Raw genomic sequence first — 18821 nt, 5'->3', positions numbered from 1 at the left:
TCATGAAGGAGAGCGATGACTGACCGCGGTGGCGGCCTCCTCCACGGGGACTGGTCCGGCACCTGGCCCGTCGCGCGCGGCGGCGAGGGCGTGTACCTGTACGACCGCGACGGGCGGCGGTTCCTCGACGCGGTAGGAGGCGCGCACGTCGTCACGATCGGACACGGCGTGGGCGAGATCGCCGACGCGATGGCCGCACAGGCCCGGAAACTGGCCTACGCCAGTTCACGGACCTGGGTGAACGATCCGCAGATGGAACTCGCGGAACTGATCAGGTCACGCACCCCTGAGGGGCTGGGATGGGTCTACTTCACCAGCAGCGGCTCGGAAGCGGCGGAGATGGCGATGCAACTGGCCCGCCAGTACCACCTGGAGCGGAAGGAGCCGGAGCGCCACAAGGTCATCGGCCGGTGGCACAGCTACCACGGTGGCACCCTCGGGGCGGTCGGCATGGGCGGTCACGCCGTCCACAGGGAGCGCCTCGCTCCGTACCTGCCGCCCGTTCGGCACGTGGTGGCGCCGCAGTGCGCCCACTGTGCGTTCGGGCTGAGCCGCCCCTCGTGCGCCACCAGGTGCGCGACGGATCTCGCCGACACGATCGAGCGGGCGGGCCCGGAGACGGTGGCCGCGTTCATCGCCGAACCGATCGGCGGCACGACGAGCGGCGCCGTCGAACCGCCGCCCGGCTACTACGAGACGGTCCGGTCGATCTGCGACGCGTACGGCATCCTGTTCATCGCGGACGAGGTCGTCACCGGGTTCGGGCGGACGGGAAAGGACTTCGCGATCCAGCACTGGGACGCGGCACCCGACATGATTCTCTGCTCGAAGGGGCTGACGAGCGGATACGCCCCCCTGGGCGCGGTCGTGGTACACGAGCGCGTCGCCGACGCCATCAGGGCCGGCACCGGAAACGTTTCCCTGCGGATGACGTACTCCGGACATCCGGTCAGCTGTGCGGCCGGCCTCGCGGTGCAGCGCCACATAGCGGACCACGGCCTCGTCGAGCGGTGCGCGTCGGCGGGCGAGCGCCTCAAGGAGCGACTGACCGCTATGGGCGAGGCGTCCGCGTTCGTCTCAGAGGTGCGGGGCCGCGGACTCCTGCTGGCCGTGGAGCTGGCCGCCGAACCGGACAGGGGCGTGGCCTTCCCCAGGGCCGAACGGGTCCAGGAACGGGTCGTCGCGGAGGCGTTCCGCCGCGGCATGCTGCTGATGGGCGGCAGCGGCACTGCCGATTCCCCGGACGGCGACCATCTGCTGGTCTCGCCGCCGTTCGTCCTCACCGAAGCGGAGGGCGAACTCCTGGTGGAACTGCTCGAACAGAGCATCACGGCGGCCCTGGCCGGATGAGTCCGGCGGCCGGGACCGGACTTCCCGGAGCGGGAACGCGGGCACATGTCCAAGGGGGGTGGGGATGAGCTACACGGTGGCGGGCCTCGCGATCGGTCACGACTGCGGCTGCGCCCTGATGCGCGACGGCCGGCCGGTGGTCGCGATATCCGAGGAACGACTCGACCGGCACCGCCATTCCGGCCTGTGGACCGCCTCGCTCGCCTACTGTCTCCAGTACGCGGGCATCGCACTGCGGGACGTCGACCTGTTCGTCTTCAGCAGCGGCGGCCCCGACCTCCCCGCGGGATTCGACGGGGGACTGGCGTCGCTCGGGGTCGACAAGAGCCGCGTCATGACGGTGGACCACCATCTGTCCCACGCGTTCGGGGCCTTCTGCCTGTCCGGATTCGAGGATGCCGCGGTGCTCGTCCTCGACGCGGTGGGAAACGCGGAGGACACGGAGAGCGCCTACACGGCCTCCCGGCACGGCGTGCACCGTGTCTCCGGCCGCGACCCGGCGCGCCCGCGGTACAAGGGCGTCGGCTCGACCTACGAGGCGTTCACGAACTTCCTGGGCTTCAACGACGAGGAGTCCGGCAAGACGATGGCGCTGGCCGCCTACGGCGATCCCGAACGCTTCGGCGTGCCGCTGTTCGACTTCACCGGCGGGAGGATCATGGGCCGGCTCGGCCGGACCCACCACTGGGGGGTCATGGAGTTCGCCCGCGAGAGCGGACTTGCGTTCGGTGAGCCGTTCGACGCCGGCCGGTCACAGGACAGCCGCGACGTGGCGGCGTACGTGCAGCGGGAGACCGAGGGTGCGCTGCTCGAGCTGATCGGCGATCTGCTGGCGCGCGCCGGGGCGAGTCGTCTGTGCCTCTCCGGCGGTGTGGCGCTCAATTGCGTCGCCAACGACCGGGTCCGCCGTGCGTTCCCCCAGGTCGACCTGTTCGTGCCTCCTCCGGCCTCCGACACGGGGCAGCCGCTCGGCAACGCGCTCTACGGCCACTGGTACGGCTCGGGGGAGATGCCGTCCGTGCACACGGTGTCGGCCTCGTTCGGCCGGGAGTACGACGAACGGAGCATCCGGCGCGCGCTGGCCAAGTTCCCGGACACGCTCACTTACGGCCGCCTCTACCGCCATGACTTCGAGTACTCGACGGAATCCGACCCGGCTCGCGCCGCGGCCCAGCTTCTCGCCGATGGGGCGGTCGTCGGCTGGTTCCAGGGCGGCAGTGAGCTCGGACCGCGGGCCCTGGGCCACCGCAGCATCCTGGCGGACCCGCGGGACGCCGGGATGCGCGCCCACGTGAACTCCGCCGTCAAGCACCGGGAGTGGTTCCGCCCGTTCGCGCCCAGCATTCTCGCGGAGGAGAGCCACCGCTACACGGGGGACGACGTCAGCCGGCCGTTCATGCTGGAGAGCCCGGAGATCCTTGAGTCCGCCCGAGCGGACATCGCGGGGGCGATCCACGTGGACGGCACCGCACGCGTGCAGTGCGTCATGCCTGAACAGCGGCGTTTCCACCGGCTCATCAGCGAGTTCGCCGCGCGCACCGGGGTGCCCGCGCTCCTCAACACCTCGTTCAACGTGCGGGAGCCCATCGTCGAGACCCCGGGGCAGGCCCTCGGGACCTTCCTGTCCAGCGAGCTGGACCATCTGGTGATGGAGAACTTCGTGGTGTCCAAGAAGGGTCGGCCGATGAGAGGTCGGGGCGGTCGCGATGGCGCTTGACAGGTCCCTGTCGTTATGGCGGGGGTTCCCGGACGAGTCCGCCGAGCAGGTGCGGAGCCGAGCCGTCCGCGTGCTGGCCGAGGCGGTGAGGGACGACCGCAGCACCGGACCGGGCGGCGACGTCTCCCTGCACAGGCTCCGGTCCGACAGGGAGGGGTGCGGCACCTGGCTGTATCTCCCGCCCGGTCCACGGCACGCGCTCACGAACGCCGTCGACCGGCTGCGTACGGGACGGGGGTGCCCTTACGAGATCCTCGAGGGCGCGGGGGTGCTCGTCATGGGTTCGGCCGGAGCCCGTGCGGACGCGGTCGTCCTGTCCGGCGGTTCGCACTGCGACGTCCTGCTCCGGACCCGCGGGAAGCACTCCGTGATTACCAAGGCCGTCTCCAAGAGCGGGGCGTCGCGCGGCGCCGACGGACTGCATCGCCACCGGAACGAGGCCGAGTGGCTCGCTCTGGTGGGGAGGGAGAGCGACCTGTTCCCGAGGGCACGCGTCGTGGAGGACAGCGCCGAGTCGTACGCGTTCGACACGGACTTCTTTCCCGGGTACTCGGCTGCCGAACTGGTCTTCCAGCGGCGGATGTCCGGGGAGCGGCTCGCCGGGATCCTGGTGCGGGTCTACGAGGAACTGCGCACCGGCTTCTACTGCCGTCCGCCGGTGCCGGTCGGCCGGCCGGACCCGGACGCGGGGTACGTGGCGAAGATCCGGCGGCGCTGCCGCCTGACCCGTGCCGCGCTGAAGGAGGCGGGCACACCGCTCGGCGCCCTCCTTGGGGCCCGCCGGGTCCGGGTGAACGGCAGACCGTGCCCCTCGATCCCCGATCTGCTGGCGAGGATCGAGACGGACCCCTTCTGGCAGCCGGTCGTCCGGCCCAGAGGGGCGCACGCCTGCCACGGGGACCTCATCCTCGAGGACATTCTCGTGGGCCGGGGGCCGGCGCACGAGGTCATGCTCATCGATCCGAACCCCTACAACCGGCACGGTCTCCTGGATCTGGCGAAGACGATGCTCTCGCTGTGGGTCGGGTACGAGTTCGTCTACTTCGACTTTTTCGAGGTCACCGTCAGGACCGGCCAACCGGAAGGCTGTGTCTCGGTCGACGTCGTCGTCGACGCGGACGAGTTCCGCAAGGAGTACGCCGACGCCGCAGAGCGGTTCATGGGCTATGCGAGGACCGAGCTGCCTGACGTCCTGGGCCTCCCCCGGAACGCCTTCGACCGGATGGTGCGCATGGCGGCGGCCCTGACCGCTCTCGCCCTGCCCGCGTTTCACCTCATACGGCACAACCGGCCGGACCGCGCGCTGGCGTTCGCCGCACTGGGAATCCTGCACGCCTCGTACGCCCTGGCCGACGAGACGCCCGGGTGACCGACCTCGACGGGTTCACCCCCGCGCGAGGAGCCCGGGCAGGAGCCGCATGTCGTCGAACATCTCCGCTCCGGATCTGGCGAGCCAGGACGCGGGCGTGACACCGCCCACGTAGCCGAACGCCGTCATTCCCGCGGCCCGCGCCGCTCGCACCCCCGCGGGGCTGTCCTCCACGACGGCGCAGTCGGCGGGGGCGGCCCCGAGGCGCCGGGCGACGTGCAGGAACAGATCGGGGGCCGGCTTCCCGCGCGGAACCTCGGTGGAGCTGAAGACGCGCCCCTCGAACCGGTGGTACAGGCCCGCCATGCCGAGTGTCCTGCGCAGCCGTTCGTGGGTGCTGCTGGACGCCACACACGTCGGCGTCCCGATCAGGCCAAGGGCCTGTTCGACGCCGTCCACCGCCGTCAGACGTTCCTCGAACGCCTGATTGATCGCGGCGTGGTACGCGTCCTCCCAGCCGGCGGGCAGCGGCCGGCCGAGATGCCGCTCGATCTCGTGCACCATGTGCGCGTGCGAGCGGCCCAGGAAGCGCTCGAGGATGTCCGACTCGGTGAGCAGCCAGCCCACTTGGGCCAGCATGGTCCGATCCACCTCGATCGAGATCCGCTCACTGTCGACCAGAACGCCGTCGCAGTCGAAGATCACGAGCTTGAACCGCGTCATGCCCGCAACAGTACCCGCGGGGCGGCGGAGGCGTCCCGGCCCGAGGTGACCGTATCGTCAGAGGTGGCGGCCGATGTGGGCGATGCGGATCGCCTTCTCCTCGTGGACCAGGCGGAAGTAGACGCGGCCGGCGTCACGGTTGAGGTTGCCGTGGAGTTCGAAGCAGCGGGACTCGCCGTCCAGGTCGTCCCAGTAGCGGTCCCTGCGGGCCGTCTCGTGCTCCGGACGGATACGGGGCGCCTCCCAGTGGGGGCCCGTGGGGGAGGAGACGGGGTCCCAGGCCGCCGCCGTCTCCTGGAGCTGCCGCAGCAGCCTGCGCGCGCCCTTGAACCACTTCGGGTCCAGGTTCTCCAGGTCGTCCCGCACGTGCGGCAGAAACTGCAGATCAGGGAAGAAGTCCGCCCGGCCCGCCCACAGTTCCGCGCCGCACGACACCGCGTCCAGGCCCTCCGCCCGGCCCCACTCCTCGTGCTCGCCGAGGTGCGCCACCCGGGACGCGTGGCGGACCCGTTCCGTGTACTCGTCCGCGCGGACGTCCCCGGTGTCCGGGTCCTCCGTCAGCTCCTCGATCGCCAGGTCGAGCCAGCACGCGTCCCAGACGGGGTCGAGGGGCAGGCTCACCGCCAGCCCGTCCGCCATCCGCGCCGCCCCGAGCCCCTGCACGTCCGCGCCCCCGTGCCGGTGCCATACGTCGCCCCGGTCGGCCGCGGCGGAGGCGTGCAGCGCGGCCTGGAAGGTCGTACGACGGTTGCGCATCGCCTGGATGAAGAGGAACTCCTCCTTGTTGCGGGCGTCGTTGCGCCACTGCGCGAAGTAGTAGCCGCGCGCCAGTTCCGACTCCGGCAGCGGGCTCTGGGTGGCGAGGCTGATGTCGCGCCAGCGCCGTAACTCCTTCAGCACGGCCACGAACTCCCGCATGCCCGCAGCGACTTCGTCCGCCCCGCACTCCGACGCGCACGACCGTTCATTGAGGAACACCAGCAGCGGCACGTCCCCCCACCCCCTTGTCAGTCCAGCAACTGGTCCAGCGAGTTCTCCCACTCGTCGAAGAACCCCTGGGGCCACTCGGAGAGCGTCCCGTCCGGGCCGACGACCGGGCTGACGACCTCCGTCGTCTGTCCCTTGCGGCGGAAGTAGTGCACGGCCGTCTGCCCGCCGGCCAGCCGTCCGTTCTTCACCTGGAGCCGCAGGCCGTTGAGCACATGGTCGCTGTGCGTCTCCATGACGATCTGCGCCCCGCTCGCCGCCGCCGCGCATGCCAGGTACGCCATCCAGGTCTGCCCCTGCGGATGCAGGTGCGCCTCGGGGTTCTCCAGCAGGATCAGGGCCCCGGGCCGCACCGAGAGGCACGCCACGACGACCGGCAGTACATAGGTCAGCCCGAACCCGACGTTCGTGGGCCGGTACCGGTTGGACTCCGAGAAGCCGCTGCCGAAGTGGTAGCCGAGCCGTACGGCGTCCGTGCCGTCGATGTCCTCCGCGACCAGCCGCACCCCCGGGCACAGCCGCTGCATCCACGCCTCGGTCTGGGCGAGGAGGGTGGGGGAAGCGGCGTCGGGGAGGCGCAGGGCCTTGCCGGACACCGGCTCGTCCTGGTGGGTGCGCAGGTAGTTCACGGTGTGCTCGCCGTGCGCCCCGAGGAAACCGCGGGTGGTCACCGCGTGGTGGGAGCGGGGGTAACTGACCTGGGGGGAGACGCGGTCGGCCTTCAGGTATTGGAAGCCCGGGGCGAACAGGGTGGGTACTTTCGCCTGGGGCGCCACGTGGAAGGTCCGTCCGTGGCTTCTGATCAGCTTGAGGTGGTCGGCCTCGCGTTCGTAGGCGGCGGTCCACTCCGCCTCCAGACCGTCTTCCCGCACGGCGAGCGAGATGTGGGGGCCTGTGGCGTCGTCGTATGCCTCGTGGCGGACGTCCTGGCCCGTGCCGAGCTGTACCAACTCGTCGTTGAGCAGCAGTCCGCCCGTCGGGGTGAGGTCGCCGGCGTTGTCCGACTGCCGCAGCAGGGCCAGGGCCTGTAACACGGTGCTCTTGCCCGAGGAGTTCAGGCCCGTGAGCAGGGTGAAGGGGGCCAGTCTGATCTCCTGGCGGGCGAACGCCTTGAAGTTGGTCAGGGTCAGTGACTCAAGCATGCAGCACCTCGCGGAACAGGTCCTTCATGGACTGGAAGCGGTAGTTGACCTTGTCGGCGTCGCCGGTGCTGGAGGAGATCGCGTCGAAGAAGGGCGGATCGTCCATCAGTTCCTTGAACATCGCCTCGAGGGTCCCCGTCCTGTCCAGCAGCGTCTGGAGGTCGTCGGGCGCGCACCTGGCCACGGTCACCGCCTGGACCTCGAAGAGTGCCTTGTTGATCGGGTAGCGGCGGGTGACCCCCCGGAACTGCTTGCGGAACGCCTGGTCTCCGAAGAGGAGGTCGCTGCCCACCATCGCAACGCGGAAGTGCCGTGCCAGTGTGTCCAGTTCGGGCTCGGAGAGGGCGTTGACCGCGTGCATCGTCCGGCGCAGGAAACCGTCGAAGTCCTGAGTGACGTAGCGTTCCGGCGGGGTCATCCAGAACGCCAGGAAACGCAGGCAGAGTTCGCGTTCCGCCATGCGCGAGGGGGAGACGCTGTACGCCGTCGCCTCCAGGAACTCCTCGCTCTCCGCCAGTTCGGCCAGGAACGTGCGGGCCCGCCCGGGGATCAGGGCGTGCCGTAGTTCCTGCTGGGAGAGGGGGAGTCCGCCCGTGTTGATGCGGGCGAAGATGTTGAACCTCGCCTCTTCCGGAGTCCCCTTGCGGATCAGCAGCACCGACAGTTCGGTCTCCAGGATGCGGGTCTGCATCCTGCCGGGCAGGTCCTCGAAACCCGCGTCGTCGTACTGGGTCAGGTACTCCAGGTTCTGAAGCCGCAGCGGCTTCAGGCCCGCCGCCTCCGGTTTCACGAACCGCACGATGCTGGTGAGCCGCTGCACGCCGTCGACCACCGACCAGGACTCGTCCGGCTCCTCCGCCACGTAGAGCGTGGGCAGCGCGATGCGCAGTAGCAGTGACTCGATCAGCCTGCTCTGCGCCGTGTCGTTCCAGATGCCCGAGCGCCGCTGGAAGTCCGGTTGCAGGTCGATCAGTCCGCGCTTCAGCCGTTGCAGCACGAGGTCGATCGTGGGGCTGCGCGGGGTCACGTCGATGAGTTCCGGGTCGAACGGCATCCGGCCGGCCTCGCCGATGTCCTCCGCCTCGATGCCCGTGCTGGCACCCGTGTCCGTGAACTCGACGGCCGGTTCCGGGGGCCCCTGCGGTTCCGGTGGTGGCGCGGACGCGCTGTCGACCATGACGTACCCCCTCACGAAGACGGCCGATCACGGGCCGAACGCCCTCGTACAGTAGTCGATTCGTGACACATCGCACGTGCGCCCGTGCGCCCGTCGTGTGCGTCGTGCACGCTTGGGCGGGGGACGGCCCGGCGTCGTACGCTGCCTGCGGGGGGGGCCGGGCTTGCGTAGCAGGCGCGGACGCGAGCCGCACAGGGGTGCGTGGTGCAGTGGACCGACACAACGGAGGCGCTGGCCGCGGTGGTCGCGAGTGGGGCCGCGGTCGTGGGGCTGGCCGTGGTGATCGTGAAATTGCGGCACCTCGCGGAGGGGATGAAGTCGGCCGCCCGACGCGCGACCTACGACATCGGCGTTCAGATCAAACTGGTCCTCATCGAGCATCCGCAGCTCCGGCCGTTCTTCTTCGACGACGTCCCGGCTCCGCATGATCACCCCGACCGCAGCCGGATCGCCTCCCTCACCGAGCTCTACTGCATCTACTTCCAGGAGCTCGTGGAGCAGTCCCACCATCTGACTCCCGGGAACCGGGCCGCCTGGCGGGCGCTGGTGCGGTCCATGTACCGGTCGAGTCCTTCTATTCGCGGCCAGTTGGAACCTGCACTCTTCCTGGTATTCGGAAGAGTTGCAGGACATCGTCCGGACTCTCCGGAGCGAATGAGTCAGGCGGGCCCTTACTCGATCAGGTGAACTGTCGTCGTTCACCGGTTCCCTTGTGTGTCGGCTTCTAGCGTTGGTCGTGGGTGACCGACCGGGGGCTTTGTACGCGTACCGGCGGCGCGTGTACACGCGGCGAGCCGTTCCCTCCGGTGAGGCGGGGGAGTTGAGCGGATCGGCCGGAGCTGGGCGGCGGAGGTGAGCGGACGATGAGCGAGGCAGTGGCGGAGGCGGCCGGGGAGGCGGGTTCCCCGGAGCCGGGAGCGGGGTCGGGGATCCTGCGGGTGTTCGGCAGGCAGATGAAGTTGTGCCGGATCCGGGCGGGGATGGAACGGGCGGAGGTCGGAGCGCGGACGGGGTACTCGCCGTCCACCATCACCTCGTACGAGCTGGGGCGGCGGATTCCTCCGTCGAGGTTCATCGACGCGGTGGATGATCTGCTCGACGCGGGCGGCTTGTTGAAGGAGATGAAGGGGGAGGTCGCGCGGGCGCAGTATCCGCCCTTCTTCCGGGATGCGGCACAACTGGAAGCGGAGGCCGTTGAGCTGCATGTGTACGACACCCACGTCGTGAACGGACTGTTGCAGACGGAGGAGTACGCCCGCGCGGTGTTCACGATGCGGCGCCCTCTGCTGGACGAGGAAACCATCGAGCAGCGCGTGAGCGCCCGGATGCTGAGGCAGGAGATCCTTGCTCGCTGGCCTGCGCCCCTCGTGAGCTTCGTGATCGAGGAGGCGGTGCTTCGGCGGCCAGTCGGTGGAGCCGAAGTTCACCGAGGGCAGTTGAAACAGATCTTGCTCGTCGGGCAGAAGCGCAACGTGGAAATCCAGGTCATGCCCTTGCGGCGAGAGGACCACGCGGGCCTCGCAGGACCGTTCACCTTGATCGAGACCAAGGCGGGGGGACGCATCGCCTACGCGGAGGTGCAGAAGAGCAGCCATCTCTACACGGATCGGCCGCCTGTTCGGGAGCTTGAGGCGCAGTATGGAATCATCCGAGCCCAGGCTCTCACTCCGCGAGAGTCGATGAGCTTCATCGAGGGGTTGCTGGGAGAGTCATGAAGAACGCGGCTGAACTGGCATGGTTCAAGAGCACTTACAGCAGCGGGGAGGGCGGTCAGTGCGTGGAGGTGGCGATCTGCTCGCACGCCGTGCACGTGCGGGACTCGAAGAACACTGAGCGTCCTGGCTTGGCCGTTGGTTCGGAGGCGTGGGCCACGTTCGTCGGGCTTGCCGCTGGTCAGATCGACTGAGCCGTCGCTGTACGCCTGTGCCCTGTGGCTCCGAGGAGGTCACAGGGCACAGGCACGTCCGGGGCGGTCACGAGTCCAGCCGTGCCTTGAAGTGTGCGTGGGCCGCACGCATTTCGGCCTCGCGGTCCGCCTTGTAGAAGGGGCCCTGGTAGCCGTCCGGGGGCGGGGTGCGCTCCGGGTCTTCCAGGTGGGCGAGGAGGTCGAGGTAGTCCTGCTTGGTCTGGCCGTGGCCGTACGTGTTGAAGTCGGCTGCGATCTTACGGCCGTTGACGTCGAAGTACGTCTCCGACTCGTAGGCGTAGAGCTGCGGATAGCGGGACTTGAAGATCGCGGCGAGCTGGTCTGCGGTGATGCCCAGCCATACGGCGACCAGGGCATCGAGTTCGACCTGGGCAGCGCGTCGTTCGTGCTCTGTGCGGAGGGGAGTGGCGTATTCCCACGTCGGCTTGAGTCCGGCGGCGAGGGGCTTGAGATACGGCCAGTCGGCGTTCGCCCAGTCCTCGTATCCGGCCCACTGGGGGCTGAACAGTTCCTCCCAGAGGGGGGCGTAGTGGGAGGTGAGGCTGTTCAGGCGGAGGGCACGGAGGAGAAGTGGAGCGGCAAGGGGGTGCTTAGGGTCGGGAGCGGGCATTTTGCGTGCTTCGACGACCTGGAGATCGGAGCGGCCAGTGATGCGGAGCAGATAGTCCATGGGCAGGGCTGCCCAGAAGCCGGCGTTGAGTGTGGTGAGCCGGTTGTCGGGCAAGGCCATGGATTGCACGGCGTGAATGTGAGCCGGCCCAGGCGGGATGAGAGCAGCATGCAGGCAGCGGCTGCTGTCGAAGGGAATCATTCTTCGCCAGGCCAACCGAAAATGAGCGGTGTACGGCTTTCCGCTCCAGGAGTCCTGCGCCGAGAGGTAAGTGCCCTCATCGGTCGCCCGCACGTAGTTGGACACCGGGGTGAACGCTTCGGGCAACTGTGATGTAGCGATCAGGTCCCAGTCGCGATTGCTCCGGCAGGGAATCCTCGGCTGCTTCGAGAAGGGAAGCGCAGATGCGAAGTGGGGTCCTTGGAGGATGAGATCCCTGATCTCGGAAACTGCCTGATTGCCCCAGCGGATCAGTCCGTCCCGTCTTGCACCGGCTTCGTCGTATCCCCTTGTGATCGCCGGGTGATAGTCAGCAAGACTGTGGCCGTAGGTAGCCAGCGCCTCGATTGCCCCCTGCTCACTGACCAGAACCGGATACAGCAGAGGAGCCTCAGCGGCTCCACCCGCCGAGCCCGTCAGGGCGTGCCAGCTGGCCAGCAAGGCTTCGTCCACATGCACCACGCGCTCCCTGTGCGGACGTACGTCCCAGGAGCCGTTGTGCTTGATGCCGGGTGTTTCACCTCGCCCGTCATGGGCCAGGGATTCGGGCAACACCTCGATGCCGCGCAGCTCACTGAGGTGCAGAAAATCGGGCTCCTGCGAGGTTCCGTAAATGTGCATGCCGAATTCCTGAGACCAGTTCAGGTCGTCGAATGCCCATCTGGACGAGTTCACGAAGTGCGCGTGCACCCGCAGATGCCGATACGCGGCCGCGCGAATCGCCCCCTCGCGCACACCCCCGAAGTGTGTGTCCGGATGAATGAGCCCCGCGCTGCCCCCAGGCCCCGTGTGCTCCCACACCCGGGACATGAAGCCCCGGTACAGGTCGCCCTGTGTGCCGACCAGCAGCGGATATCCCACCGGACTGCCCAGCGTCGCGACGGCCCCCGCGTGGCTGGACAACTCGCCGAGGAGGAAACTCGCGCCGTCCGCGCGAGCGGCCAGCACCTCCTCCCGCCGCAGGCGCCATTCCTCCGCGCTCGGCTTCTCCGCCAGCATGAACCACGGTTCCAGCTCCGCCAACAGCGGACCTTCCTGCCATCGTGGCCGTACCCACGGCGGATTCCCCACCTGTAGATCAAACCCACCCCGCACAAACACCTGCGCGAAGTCCAACTCCCAGTGGAAGAACCCCTGTTCCCGAGCCACATCCCGCGCCACCGAAGCCCAGGGGAACCGGGACTCCAGCTCGTAGAAGTGCTCCATGCCCATCAGCCCGGGCAGCGCGTCCTCGTACGGCTCCAGTTCCGCCAGTGACCCGAACTCCGCCACCAGCGAGTCCGCCGGCACATCCTCCGTGCCGATCAGCGCCTCCGCGAACTCCAGCCAGTCGTCCAGCCCCGCCAGCGGTACCGCAGCGCGCCGCCGCTGGGCCACGGCCTCCTTGCGACGGCCGGCCCGCTTCCGCTCGACCGCCCCAGCCGTCAGCTCGCCCGCGCCCGTGACCTCGCCGAACAGATCCTCCGTCTCCCAGGCCAGCAGCACCTGCGAGGCCTCCGCCCCGACGTCCGGCAGTGTCTCCGCCCGTGCGTACACCTCGTCGGACCCGTCCAGCAGCGCAGCGCTCCGCACCGGCCAGAACCACAGCGCGCACCACGCGTCCATCAGCGTCTTCAGCCGCCAGTACGGAGTGTCCGGCGCCGTGAGGTCGGCGACGACCTTCTCCCTGCGCACCGCCTCCTCCGGCGACCGCAGCCAGCCGTCCTCCGCCCCCCACACCGCGATCCGCCGCGAGATGTCCCGCTCGGAGATCTCCAGCCGGCGGACGACGAGGTCCCACAGGAACTCCACGCGCCGGGCGAGCGCCTGCAAGCGCTCCGACTGCTTCGCGGTGGGCGTGCGGGTGATCATCTTGCGCCAGGCGGCCAGGGTGCGGGCGGCCTCGGGGGCGAGGGCCTTCGCCTCCTTCTCGGCGGCGACCGCGCCCCACTCCTTCGCGGGCAGCAGGAAGTGGTGCACGGCGTTCTCGGTGACCCGCTGGACCGTGCCGCTGCGGGTGGTGCGCTCGGTCACCGTGACCGGGAGGCCGCCACCCGCCTCCGTCAGCGGGAACCGCTCCGGGGTGGTGCCGAGCCAGGCCCCCTTCTTCAGCCGCTCCGGCGGGTACACCTCACGCCGGCCGCCGATCAGGGAGTTGCCGCGCCGCAGGTGCAGCCCGAACCACGGTGCCTCCATGCCGGGGTGCATGGTGTTGAGCCAGAGGGACACCTCCGCCAGTTCCACGGCGGTGTCGTTGAGGTCGACGCCGTAGGAGTTGTGCAGGGCGACGTACGCCTTCGCCTTCTGGAGTTCGACGGCGTACTGCTCGGTGTCGATGGCGAGGCCCAACTCGTCCTGCCGCCGCCGCAGATACTCGGCGGCGACCTGGTTGATCGCCTCGTTGAGGAACGCGCCGGAGCCGAGCGCCGGTTCGCAGATCCTCCAGTCCAGCAGCTCACGGGCCTGAGTCACCGTGTCGTCCTGGTCGAGCCGGTGCCGCAGCGCGAGCTGGACGGTCACCCGGGTCAGCGACTCGGGCGTGTAGTACGAGGCCGAGGTCTGCCGGTCACGCCCGGACAGCCGGTACACGAAGGAGCCCGGTACATGCCGCACCCGCCGCTGCTCGCCCGTATCGGCGTCCGTGTGCCGTACGAAGACGGCGTCGGGATACTCGTCGGCCTTCGCCGCCGGTACGAGCCATGAACCGTCCGCCGGATCCCCGTGCTTGGCGACCTCGTACAGCTCCTCGCCCGCCACGAAACCGGAGTACGACATCAGCCCCTCGTACACGGCCCCGAGCTGGTTGATCCCGAGCTGCGCGTACGAGATGAAGCCCCCGCGCTCCCGCTTCCTGCCGCGCGTGAGCATGAGCCGCCGCAGCACCTGGTACAGGGTCTCGTTGCGCAGCCGGGTGTCCAGGTGGCGGGGGCCGCCCTCCCGGTCGGGGTCGACGCGGGGGTCCGGTACCGCGTGCCGCCCGATCAGCTCGATCGACTCGGGCTCGAACAGCTTGGAGTGCAGCGGTTCGAAGCGCAGGCCCGTGTCCTCGGACGTCTTCGCGTCCACCACCCCGTGGGTGCGGCGGGGGCGGTGGCCCTCCTGGACCTTGCGGAACAGCAGGTCCAGGGACTCGTACAGGTAAAAGCCCCGGCGGGACTTCTCGTCGACGAGATCGCGCTCGGCGACCAGTTCGCCCAGGCGGCCGAGGCCATAACCCTGCTGATACTCGGGATAGTCGGCGGGCAGGATGCCCAGCTCCGGGCGGGCCTCCGCGTACAACAGGAACAGGATCCGGTACAGATAGCGCAGTGACTCGCGGGTCAACTGGCGACCCAGCTCGGGCAGTTCACCGACGTCCTCGGGGCGGACGCCCTGTTCGCGCAGCCGTTCCAGGACCTCGTTGGCGATGAGTTCGACGCTCACGCGCAGGCCGTCGCGGAGTTCGCCGGAGACGCCCACCGCGTGTTTGGCGGACGTGGCGACCAGTTCGGCGAGCGGGTTGCCGCCGCCCTCCTCGGGGGTGCGCAGCGAGTCCGCGCCGAACAGGGCGGCGATCGTGTCGAGTTCGCCGCCGGCCTTGGTGTCGTTGCGCTGGAGGGCGGTGTCGAGAGAGACGGCGAGATAGCGGCCCTCGCCCCAGGCCGCCCGGTCGGCGAGGACGACGACCCCGCCGACGAGCAGCAGGACGTAGCGCGGGGCGTCGTCGCAGGCGAAGAGGAAGCTCGCGAGCTTGGAGCCGGTCGGGAGCGTGTCGCGGCCGTCGAGCGGGACGGGATCGAGGAGACGGCCGGGGCCCCTCGGGTCGAGGGCGGCGTCGGGTTCGGCGGCCCAGCCGCAGTCCACCGCGACCAGGTCCTTCTCCGCGTGCGCGACCCGGACGTCGTACTGCCGGTCGGCGCGGGTGACCGTCAGCGTGCGGGGCTTGGCGTCGTAGCCGAGGGCGCGCAGGACGTCCCCGTTGAGCGCGCGGACCCGGTCCCGCCAGGCGGGCGAGGCGTAGGTCGCGGTGTCGTCCTCGGTGTCCGGGTCGGCGGCGGTGCCGTCCTCGTCCTCGGGGAGGGCGAAGGAGGAGCGGGCGCGGAAGTAGCGGCGGCGCAGGTCCCGCAGGCCGGCGCGGGGGGTGACGGGCAGCGGCTCCGGACCGGTGTCGCCCCCGGCCTCGTCCTCGCGCTGTTTCCAGGTGTGCAGCAGCCCCGCCTTGAGATCCTTGGGCAGCACCTCGGCGAGGTAGTGCGCCGAGAAGTAGTCTCCGCGGTTGACCAGGGAGTCGTACGTCATGGTCCCGTCTCTTCTCAGGGCCGGCAGGGCTTTCAGGCGGGAGGCGACCGGAGCCGAGGACGGCCGCTCCCGTCGGCCCGCCGACCGTCGTGCGCGCCGCCGCTGTGTGTACCGCTCCACTTTGCCTTACGGGCAGCCCACGCGTGCGAGCCCCTTCACCGGCACATGCACACCAGGTACCCCGTCTCGGGGGCGGTGATCGGGGCGAAACTGGTGGACAGGTCCCGGCGTACAGCCCGGCTCGTCCGCCGCTGTCACATGGCGGCGTCGCCGTCGTCGGATCCGGACTCCAGGCGTTTGAGCCAGGTGTCGAGGTGCGGGCATGCGGCGCGCAAGGCGTCCAGGCCGAGAAATTCGATCGCGTCCGGGCCGTCGACGACCTTGCGGTAGGCAGGGTGAGCCTTCAGGAGCCGTTTCGACGGCGCCGTATCGGGTCCGTCGTTGACGAGTTCGGGTCCGCCCGCATCGGCCACATGGGAACGCAGCACTTCGGCCAGCCTGGGTACGGCGGTCAGCTCGGCGAGTTCGTCCGCGGCGGCCAGCACCCAAGCCTCCGTCTCATGCAGAACGAGGAAGGGCAGAAACCGCTGGTCACTGATGGCCTGTGCCATCGCCTGCTCCACATGCCCGACCCGCGCGTACGCGTCGTTGGCCGGGGCATCGGAAAGCCCGGGAGTGTCGGAGGGCAGTCCGTACAGGTCGAGCATCGTGGTCACCGTGTCGACGGCGGAATTGCGCAACAGCGCCCGGATGTCATGCTCGATCTTGGACCACTTGCTGACACCACCTTTGTCGTGCGGCCGTCCAGCGGCTCGCCGGGTCTTGAGCGTGACCGGCGTGAGCCAGATACCGCGCGGCACGAGTTCCTGCTGGAGGACCTGCTGGACCAAGCGTTCCTCGGTTACGCCCTCCACCAGCACATGAACCTGACGCATGGTCTCGTTCTCACCGCTTCCGCTCGGGCCGGGGGCGACCACCCAGCAAGTTCTTCAGCCACAGGTCACCGAGCGAGTAGTCGCCGAGCCAGGCTCCGAGAGCCTCGCGGTCGGGCCGGTCCAGCCGAGTGGAGCCGTTGACGCGTTCTGCGACGACGAGTTCATCGAGCTCGAACTGGTCGACCAGGGTGACGGACTGAGTGGCCGCGAGGATCTGGCTGTGGGCGGACGCCGACCGGAACAGCTCCGCCAGAACGGTGATGGCGAAGGGGTGCAGGCCCAATTCCGGCTCGTCGAGCACGAGCAGCGCCGGTGGGCGCGGCTGAAGCAGGAGGACAGCCAGGCAAATGAAGCGCAGGGAGCCGTCGGACAACGCGTCAGCGGGAAACACGGTGTCGCTCCCCGACTGCTTCCACCGCAACAGCACACGACCTGCCGCATCCTCGGTGAGGACGAAGTCACGGAAGAAGGGCGCTACGGAGCGCACCGTACGCACGATCTGCTGATAGTCCGCCGGATGTTCCTCGCGCAGGCGCATCAGGAACGCTGCCAGATTGCGGGCGTCCGGGTGCAAGTTCTCCGTATCCGTGGCGTAGCCCGGCTGCTTCACCGGGGCGCCCGGTGTGGTGTCGTGGAAGTGGTAGACGCGGCAGCCCCGCAGTATTTCCAGCGTGTGACGGGCAACCCCGACGATGCTCTCGAACGGGGTCCTTTCCGCGGTCTCGGCGAGCCGCGACTCGCGGTGCCCCCGGCCGATCTCCTCCCTCATCGGTTTCTCAAAGCGTCCGGTGTCGTGAAACTCGACCACCTCGCGGCTGAAGACCAGCTCACCCCGATGCGAGGGCACCAACTTGGCCTCGTAGGCGTTCACGAGGGCGCCGTCGTCGGCCTCGACCCGCAGCCCGATCCCCGCGGCCCCTTTGGCCACGTCATGCAGGAGCGCCGCAGCCCCCCCGAGCCTGCCGACCGCCTCACCCAGATCACCGTCGGCGATGAACCCGAGCAGTTCCACGGCCCCGATGAAGTTGCTCTTGCCCGCGCCGTTGGGGCCGACGAGCATGGTGACCGGGCCCAGAGCCAGCTCGACCTGATCGATCGACTTGTAGCCGCTGACAGTGATGCGTCGAAGCCTGCGTGACATGGGCATCAATGTATCGAGATGCCGGTGGCCGGCCATCGTCGGCGTCACCGGAGTGGCGCGGCGGGTCCCGGCAGGGGCTCAGCCGCGCGACCGGTCCCGGGGCGTTCACCGTGCGTACTCCACTCCCCCCGGACCGCCCCCGGTGCTGCGGAGCGGCCAGGGGTACGGGAGGGGCCGGGTGACACGGGTTCGAAGAGGCGAGCGCGGAAAATCCGCGCGACGGGCCCGGTGCGGTGTCGATAAGGTCCTGGTGTTCGAAGGGGGGCCTGACATGGCGAAGTTGAACCAGATCATCGCGGTCGAGAAGGGTGTCAAGAGCAAGTCGCTCCAGGACATCACCGCCGCGCACCACAAGGTGCAGAAGCCGGCGCTGCTGGCCGGGATCTCGCGCACGTACCAGCCGAAGGACGAGGAGGGCGAGCAGCTGCCGCCCGAGTCCACGCGGGTGCAGGTGCAGGGCGAGGACGTGCTGCGGGAGATGGGCGCGTCGCTGACCCGGCTGTTCGACGTGACCGCGACGAAGGACTGGGCGAACTGCCGGGCCCGCGCGGACGTCACCGTCGACGGGCGGACGATCGTCGCCGACGTGCCGGTCAGCTATCTGCTCTTCCTGGAGAAGCAGCTCACCGACCTGCACACCTTCGTCAAGAAGCTGCCCACCCTCGACGCCGCCGAGTCCTGGTCCCACGACCCGTCCACGGACTGGTGGAAGACCGACCCGGTGCGCACGATCCGTACGAAGAAGGTCCCCCGCAACCACGTCAAGGCGGAGGCGACCGAGAAGCACCCGGCGCAGGTCGAGGTGTACTACGAGGACGTACCGATCGGATACTGGACGACCGTGAAGTTCTCCGGCGCGCTGCCCGCGCGACGGGTGAACGAGCTGGTGGAGCGGGTGGAGAAGCTCCAGCAGGCCGTGAAGTTCGCCCGTGAGGAGGCCAACGGGGCCGAGGTCACCGACCAGCGGGTCGGCGACGCGGTCTTCGGCTACCTGCTCGGCTGACGCCGGGTACGGTGACCCCATGATCGCCCCCGCGTGCGAGCGCGGGGGTGCGCGACCAGCGCGGGCCGGGTGAGGACCGGTCGCGCGTCAGGAGCGCAAGCTGACACTGAAGTTCAGCCTGAAGAAGCGGTGACAGTGAAGGTTCGAGTCCTTCCCCCGGCACAACAGCCCGACAGCGGGCCGGGGTAGCCCAACATGGCAGAGGCAGCCGCGAACCGCGGTCAATCTCAGACTCTCGCTCCAGTCTCAGCATTCGCCGCCGATCGCCGGATCGACCGGGGACGGACACACGCCATCGGATGCGAGTTCGAATCTCGTCTGCAC

General features: G+C 69.3%; 14 protein-coding genes. 7 read left to right on the top strand and 7 right to left on the bottom strand.

Going from position 1 to position 18821, the window contains the following annotated elements:
- Positions 1 to 15: 15 nt before the first annotated feature.
- The 3 genes from IF28_RS0120820 (at position 16) to IF28_RS0120810 (ending at position 4436) form a co-directional block, all read left to right on the top strand.
- Positions 16 to 1350: an aspartate aminotransferase family protein gene (locus IF28_RS0120820; RefSeq protein ID WP_030222531.1), complete on the top strand. Its 1335-nt coding sequence runs from the start codon at positions 16 to 18 to the stop codon at positions 1348 to 1350.
- Between the two features lie 64 nt (positions 1351 to 1414).
- On the top strand, positions 1415 to 3067 hold the full coding sequence (locus tag IF28_RS0120815; RefSeq protein ID WP_030222528.1) for a carbamoyltransferase: 1653 nt from the start codon (positions 1415 to 1417) through the stop codon (positions 3065 to 3067).
- Positions 3057 to 4436 carry a hypothetical protein gene (locus IF28_RS0120810; RefSeq protein ID WP_158713704.1) on the top strand — a complete coding sequence of 460 codons (1380 nt, stop codon included), beginning with the start codon at positions 3057 to 3059 and terminating at the stop codon, positions 4434 to 4436. The genes IF28_RS0120815 and IF28_RS0120810 overlap by 11 nt, the downstream gene beginning before the upstream one ends.
- A 15-nt stretch (positions 4437 to 4451) precedes the next feature.
- On the opposite strand, the gene IF28_RS0120805 is transcribed toward IF28_RS0120810, so the two are convergent.
- From IF28_RS0120805 to IF28_RS0120790, 4 genes are all read right to left on the bottom strand, one after another.
- On the bottom strand, positions 4452 to 5099 hold the full coding sequence (locus tag IF28_RS0120805) for an HAD family hydrolase (protein WP_030222523.1): 648 nt from the start codon (positions 5097 to 5099) through the stop codon (positions 4452 to 4454).
- 57 nt (positions 5100 to 5156) lie between these two features.
- Entirely contained in the window at positions 5157 to 6017 is an 861-nt protein-coding gene (locus tag IF28_RS0120800) for a hypothetical protein (protein WP_030222522.1), read from the bottom strand.
- A gap of 89 nt (positions 6018 to 6106) precedes the next feature.
- Entirely contained in the window at positions 6107 to 7228 is a 1122-nt protein-coding gene (locus tag IF28_RS0120795) for an AAA family ATPase (RefSeq protein ID WP_030222521.1), read from the bottom strand.
- A complete protein-coding gene (locus IF28_RS0120790; RefSeq protein WP_051713811.1) occupies positions 7221 to 8405 on the bottom strand; it encodes a DUF262 domain-containing protein in 1185 nt (394 codons plus the stop codon). The genes IF28_RS0120795 and IF28_RS0120790 overlap by 8 nt, the downstream gene beginning before the upstream one ends.
- Positions 8406 to 8609: 204 nt before the next feature.
- On the opposite strand from IF28_RS0120790, the gene IF28_RS0120785 reads away from it, so the two are divergent.
- The 3 genes from IF28_RS0120785 (at position 8610) to IF28_RS0120775 (ending at position 10311) form a co-directional block, all read left to right on the top strand.
- Positions 8610 to 9092, top strand: a complete 483-nt coding sequence (locus IF28_RS0120785) for a hypothetical protein (protein ID WP_158713703.1) — start codon at positions 8610 to 8612, stop codon at positions 9090 to 9092.
- Between the two features lie 176 nt (positions 9093 to 9268).
- Positions 9269 to 10120, top strand: a complete 852-nt coding sequence (locus IF28_RS0120780) for a helix-turn-helix domain-containing protein (protein WP_051713810.1) — start codon at positions 9269 to 9271, stop codon at positions 10118 to 10120.
- Positions 10117 to 10311: a DUF397 domain-containing protein gene (locus tag IF28_RS0120775; protein WP_030222511.1), complete on the top strand. Its 195-nt coding sequence runs from the start codon at positions 10117 to 10119 to the stop codon at positions 10309 to 10311. Before IF28_RS0120780 ends, IF28_RS0120775 begins: the two co-directional genes overlap by 4 nt.
- Positions 10312 to 10378: 67 nt before the next feature.
- Here the strand turns inward: IF28_RS0120775 and IF28_RS0120770 are convergent, their stop codons facing one another.
- The 3 genes from IF28_RS0120770 to IF28_RS0120760 all read right to left on the bottom strand — a co-directional run bounded on the left by IF28_RS0120770 (position 10379) and on the right by IF28_RS0120760 (position 17494).
- The gene (locus tag IF28_RS0120770; protein ID WP_030222508.1) at positions 10379 to 15418 is read right to left on the bottom strand and encodes a hypothetical protein; all 5040 of its coding nucleotides are present in this window, start codon (positions 15416 to 15418) and stop codon (positions 10379 to 10381) included.
- A gap of 254 nt (positions 15419 to 15672) precedes the next feature.
- Complete coding sequence (locus tag IF28_RS0120765; protein WP_030222505.1) at positions 15673 to 16353, bottom strand: DUF4276 family protein; 681 nt, start codon at positions 16351 to 16353, stop codon at positions 15673 to 15675.
- 10 nt (positions 16354 to 16363) lie between these two features.
- On the bottom strand, positions 16364 to 17494 hold the full coding sequence (locus IF28_RS0120760; RefSeq protein ID WP_199809017.1) for an AAA family ATPase: 1131 nt from the start codon (positions 17492 to 17494) through the stop codon (positions 16364 to 16366).
- A 271-nt stretch (positions 17495 to 17765) separates the two neighbouring features.
- Between IF28_RS0120760 and IF28_RS0120755 the strand changes: the two genes are divergently transcribed.
- On the top strand, positions 17766 to 18497 hold the full coding sequence (locus tag IF28_RS0120755; protein ID WP_030222499.1) for a hypothetical protein: 732 nt from the start codon (positions 17766 to 17768) through the stop codon (positions 18495 to 18497).
- The last annotated feature ends 324 nt before the right edge of the window (positions 18498 to 18821 follow it).

It is taken from the genome of Streptomyces sp. NRRL WC-3626 (assembly GCF_000718785.1).
In the GTDB taxonomy this organism is placed as follows: domain Bacteria; phylum Actinomycetota; class Actinomycetes; order Streptomycetales; family Streptomycetaceae; genus Streptomyces; species Streptomyces edwardsiae.
Note: the sequence above shows the minus strand (reverse complement) of the source record. Positions and strands in the feature narration are given on the sequence as shown.

Coding starts and splice junctions, on each gene's coding strand:
- IF28_RS0120800 (WP_030222522.1), bottom strand. CDS start 6,017: ATGCGGGAGTTCGTGGCCGTGCTGAAGGAGTTACGGCGCTGGCGCGAC.
- IF28_RS0120795 (WP_030222521.1), bottom strand. CDS start 7,228: ATGCTTGAGTCACTGACCCTGACCAACTTCAAGGCGTTCGCCCGCCAG.
- IF28_RS0120780 (WP_051713810.1), top strand. CDS start 9,269: ATGAGCGAGGCAGTGGCGGAGGCGGCCGGGGAGGCGGGTTCCCCGGAG.
- IF28_RS0120820 (WP_030222531.1), top strand. CDS start 16: ATGACTGACCGCGGTGGCGGCCTCCTCCACGGGGACTGGTCCGGCACC.
- IF28_RS0120755 (WP_030222499.1), top strand. CDS start 17,766: ATGGCGAAGTTGAACCAGATCATCGCGGTCGAGAAGGGTGTCAAGAGC.
- IF28_RS0120760 (WP_199809017.1), bottom strand. CDS start 17,494: ATGTCACGCAGGCTTCGACGCATCACTGTCAGCGGCTACAAGTCGATC.
- IF28_RS0120790 (WP_051713811.1), bottom strand. CDS start 8,405: ATGGTCGACAGCGCGTCCGCGCCACCACCGGAACCGCAGGGGCCCCCG.
- IF28_RS0120805 (WP_030222523.1), bottom strand. CDS start 5,099: ATGACGCGGTTCAAGCTCGTGATCTTCGACTGCGACGGCGTTCTGGTC.
- IF28_RS0120775 (WP_030222511.1), top strand. CDS start 10,117: ATGAAGAACGCGGCTGAACTGGCATGGTTCAAGAGCACTTACAGCAGC.
- IF28_RS0120765 (WP_030222505.1), bottom strand. CDS start 16,353: ATGCGTCAGGTTCATGTGCTGGTGGAGGGCGTAACCGAGGAACGCTTG.
- IF28_RS0120770 (WP_030222508.1), bottom strand. CDS start 15,418: ATGACGTACGACTCCCTGGTCAACCGCGGAGACTACTTCTCGGCGCAC.
- IF28_RS0120815 (WP_030222528.1), top strand. CDS start 1,415: ATGAGCTACACGGTGGCGGGCCTCGCGATCGGTCACGACTGCGGCTGC.
- IF28_RS0120810 (WP_158713704.1), top strand. CDS start 3,057: ATGGCGCTTGACAGGTCCCTGTCGTTATGGCGGGGGTTCCCGGACGAG.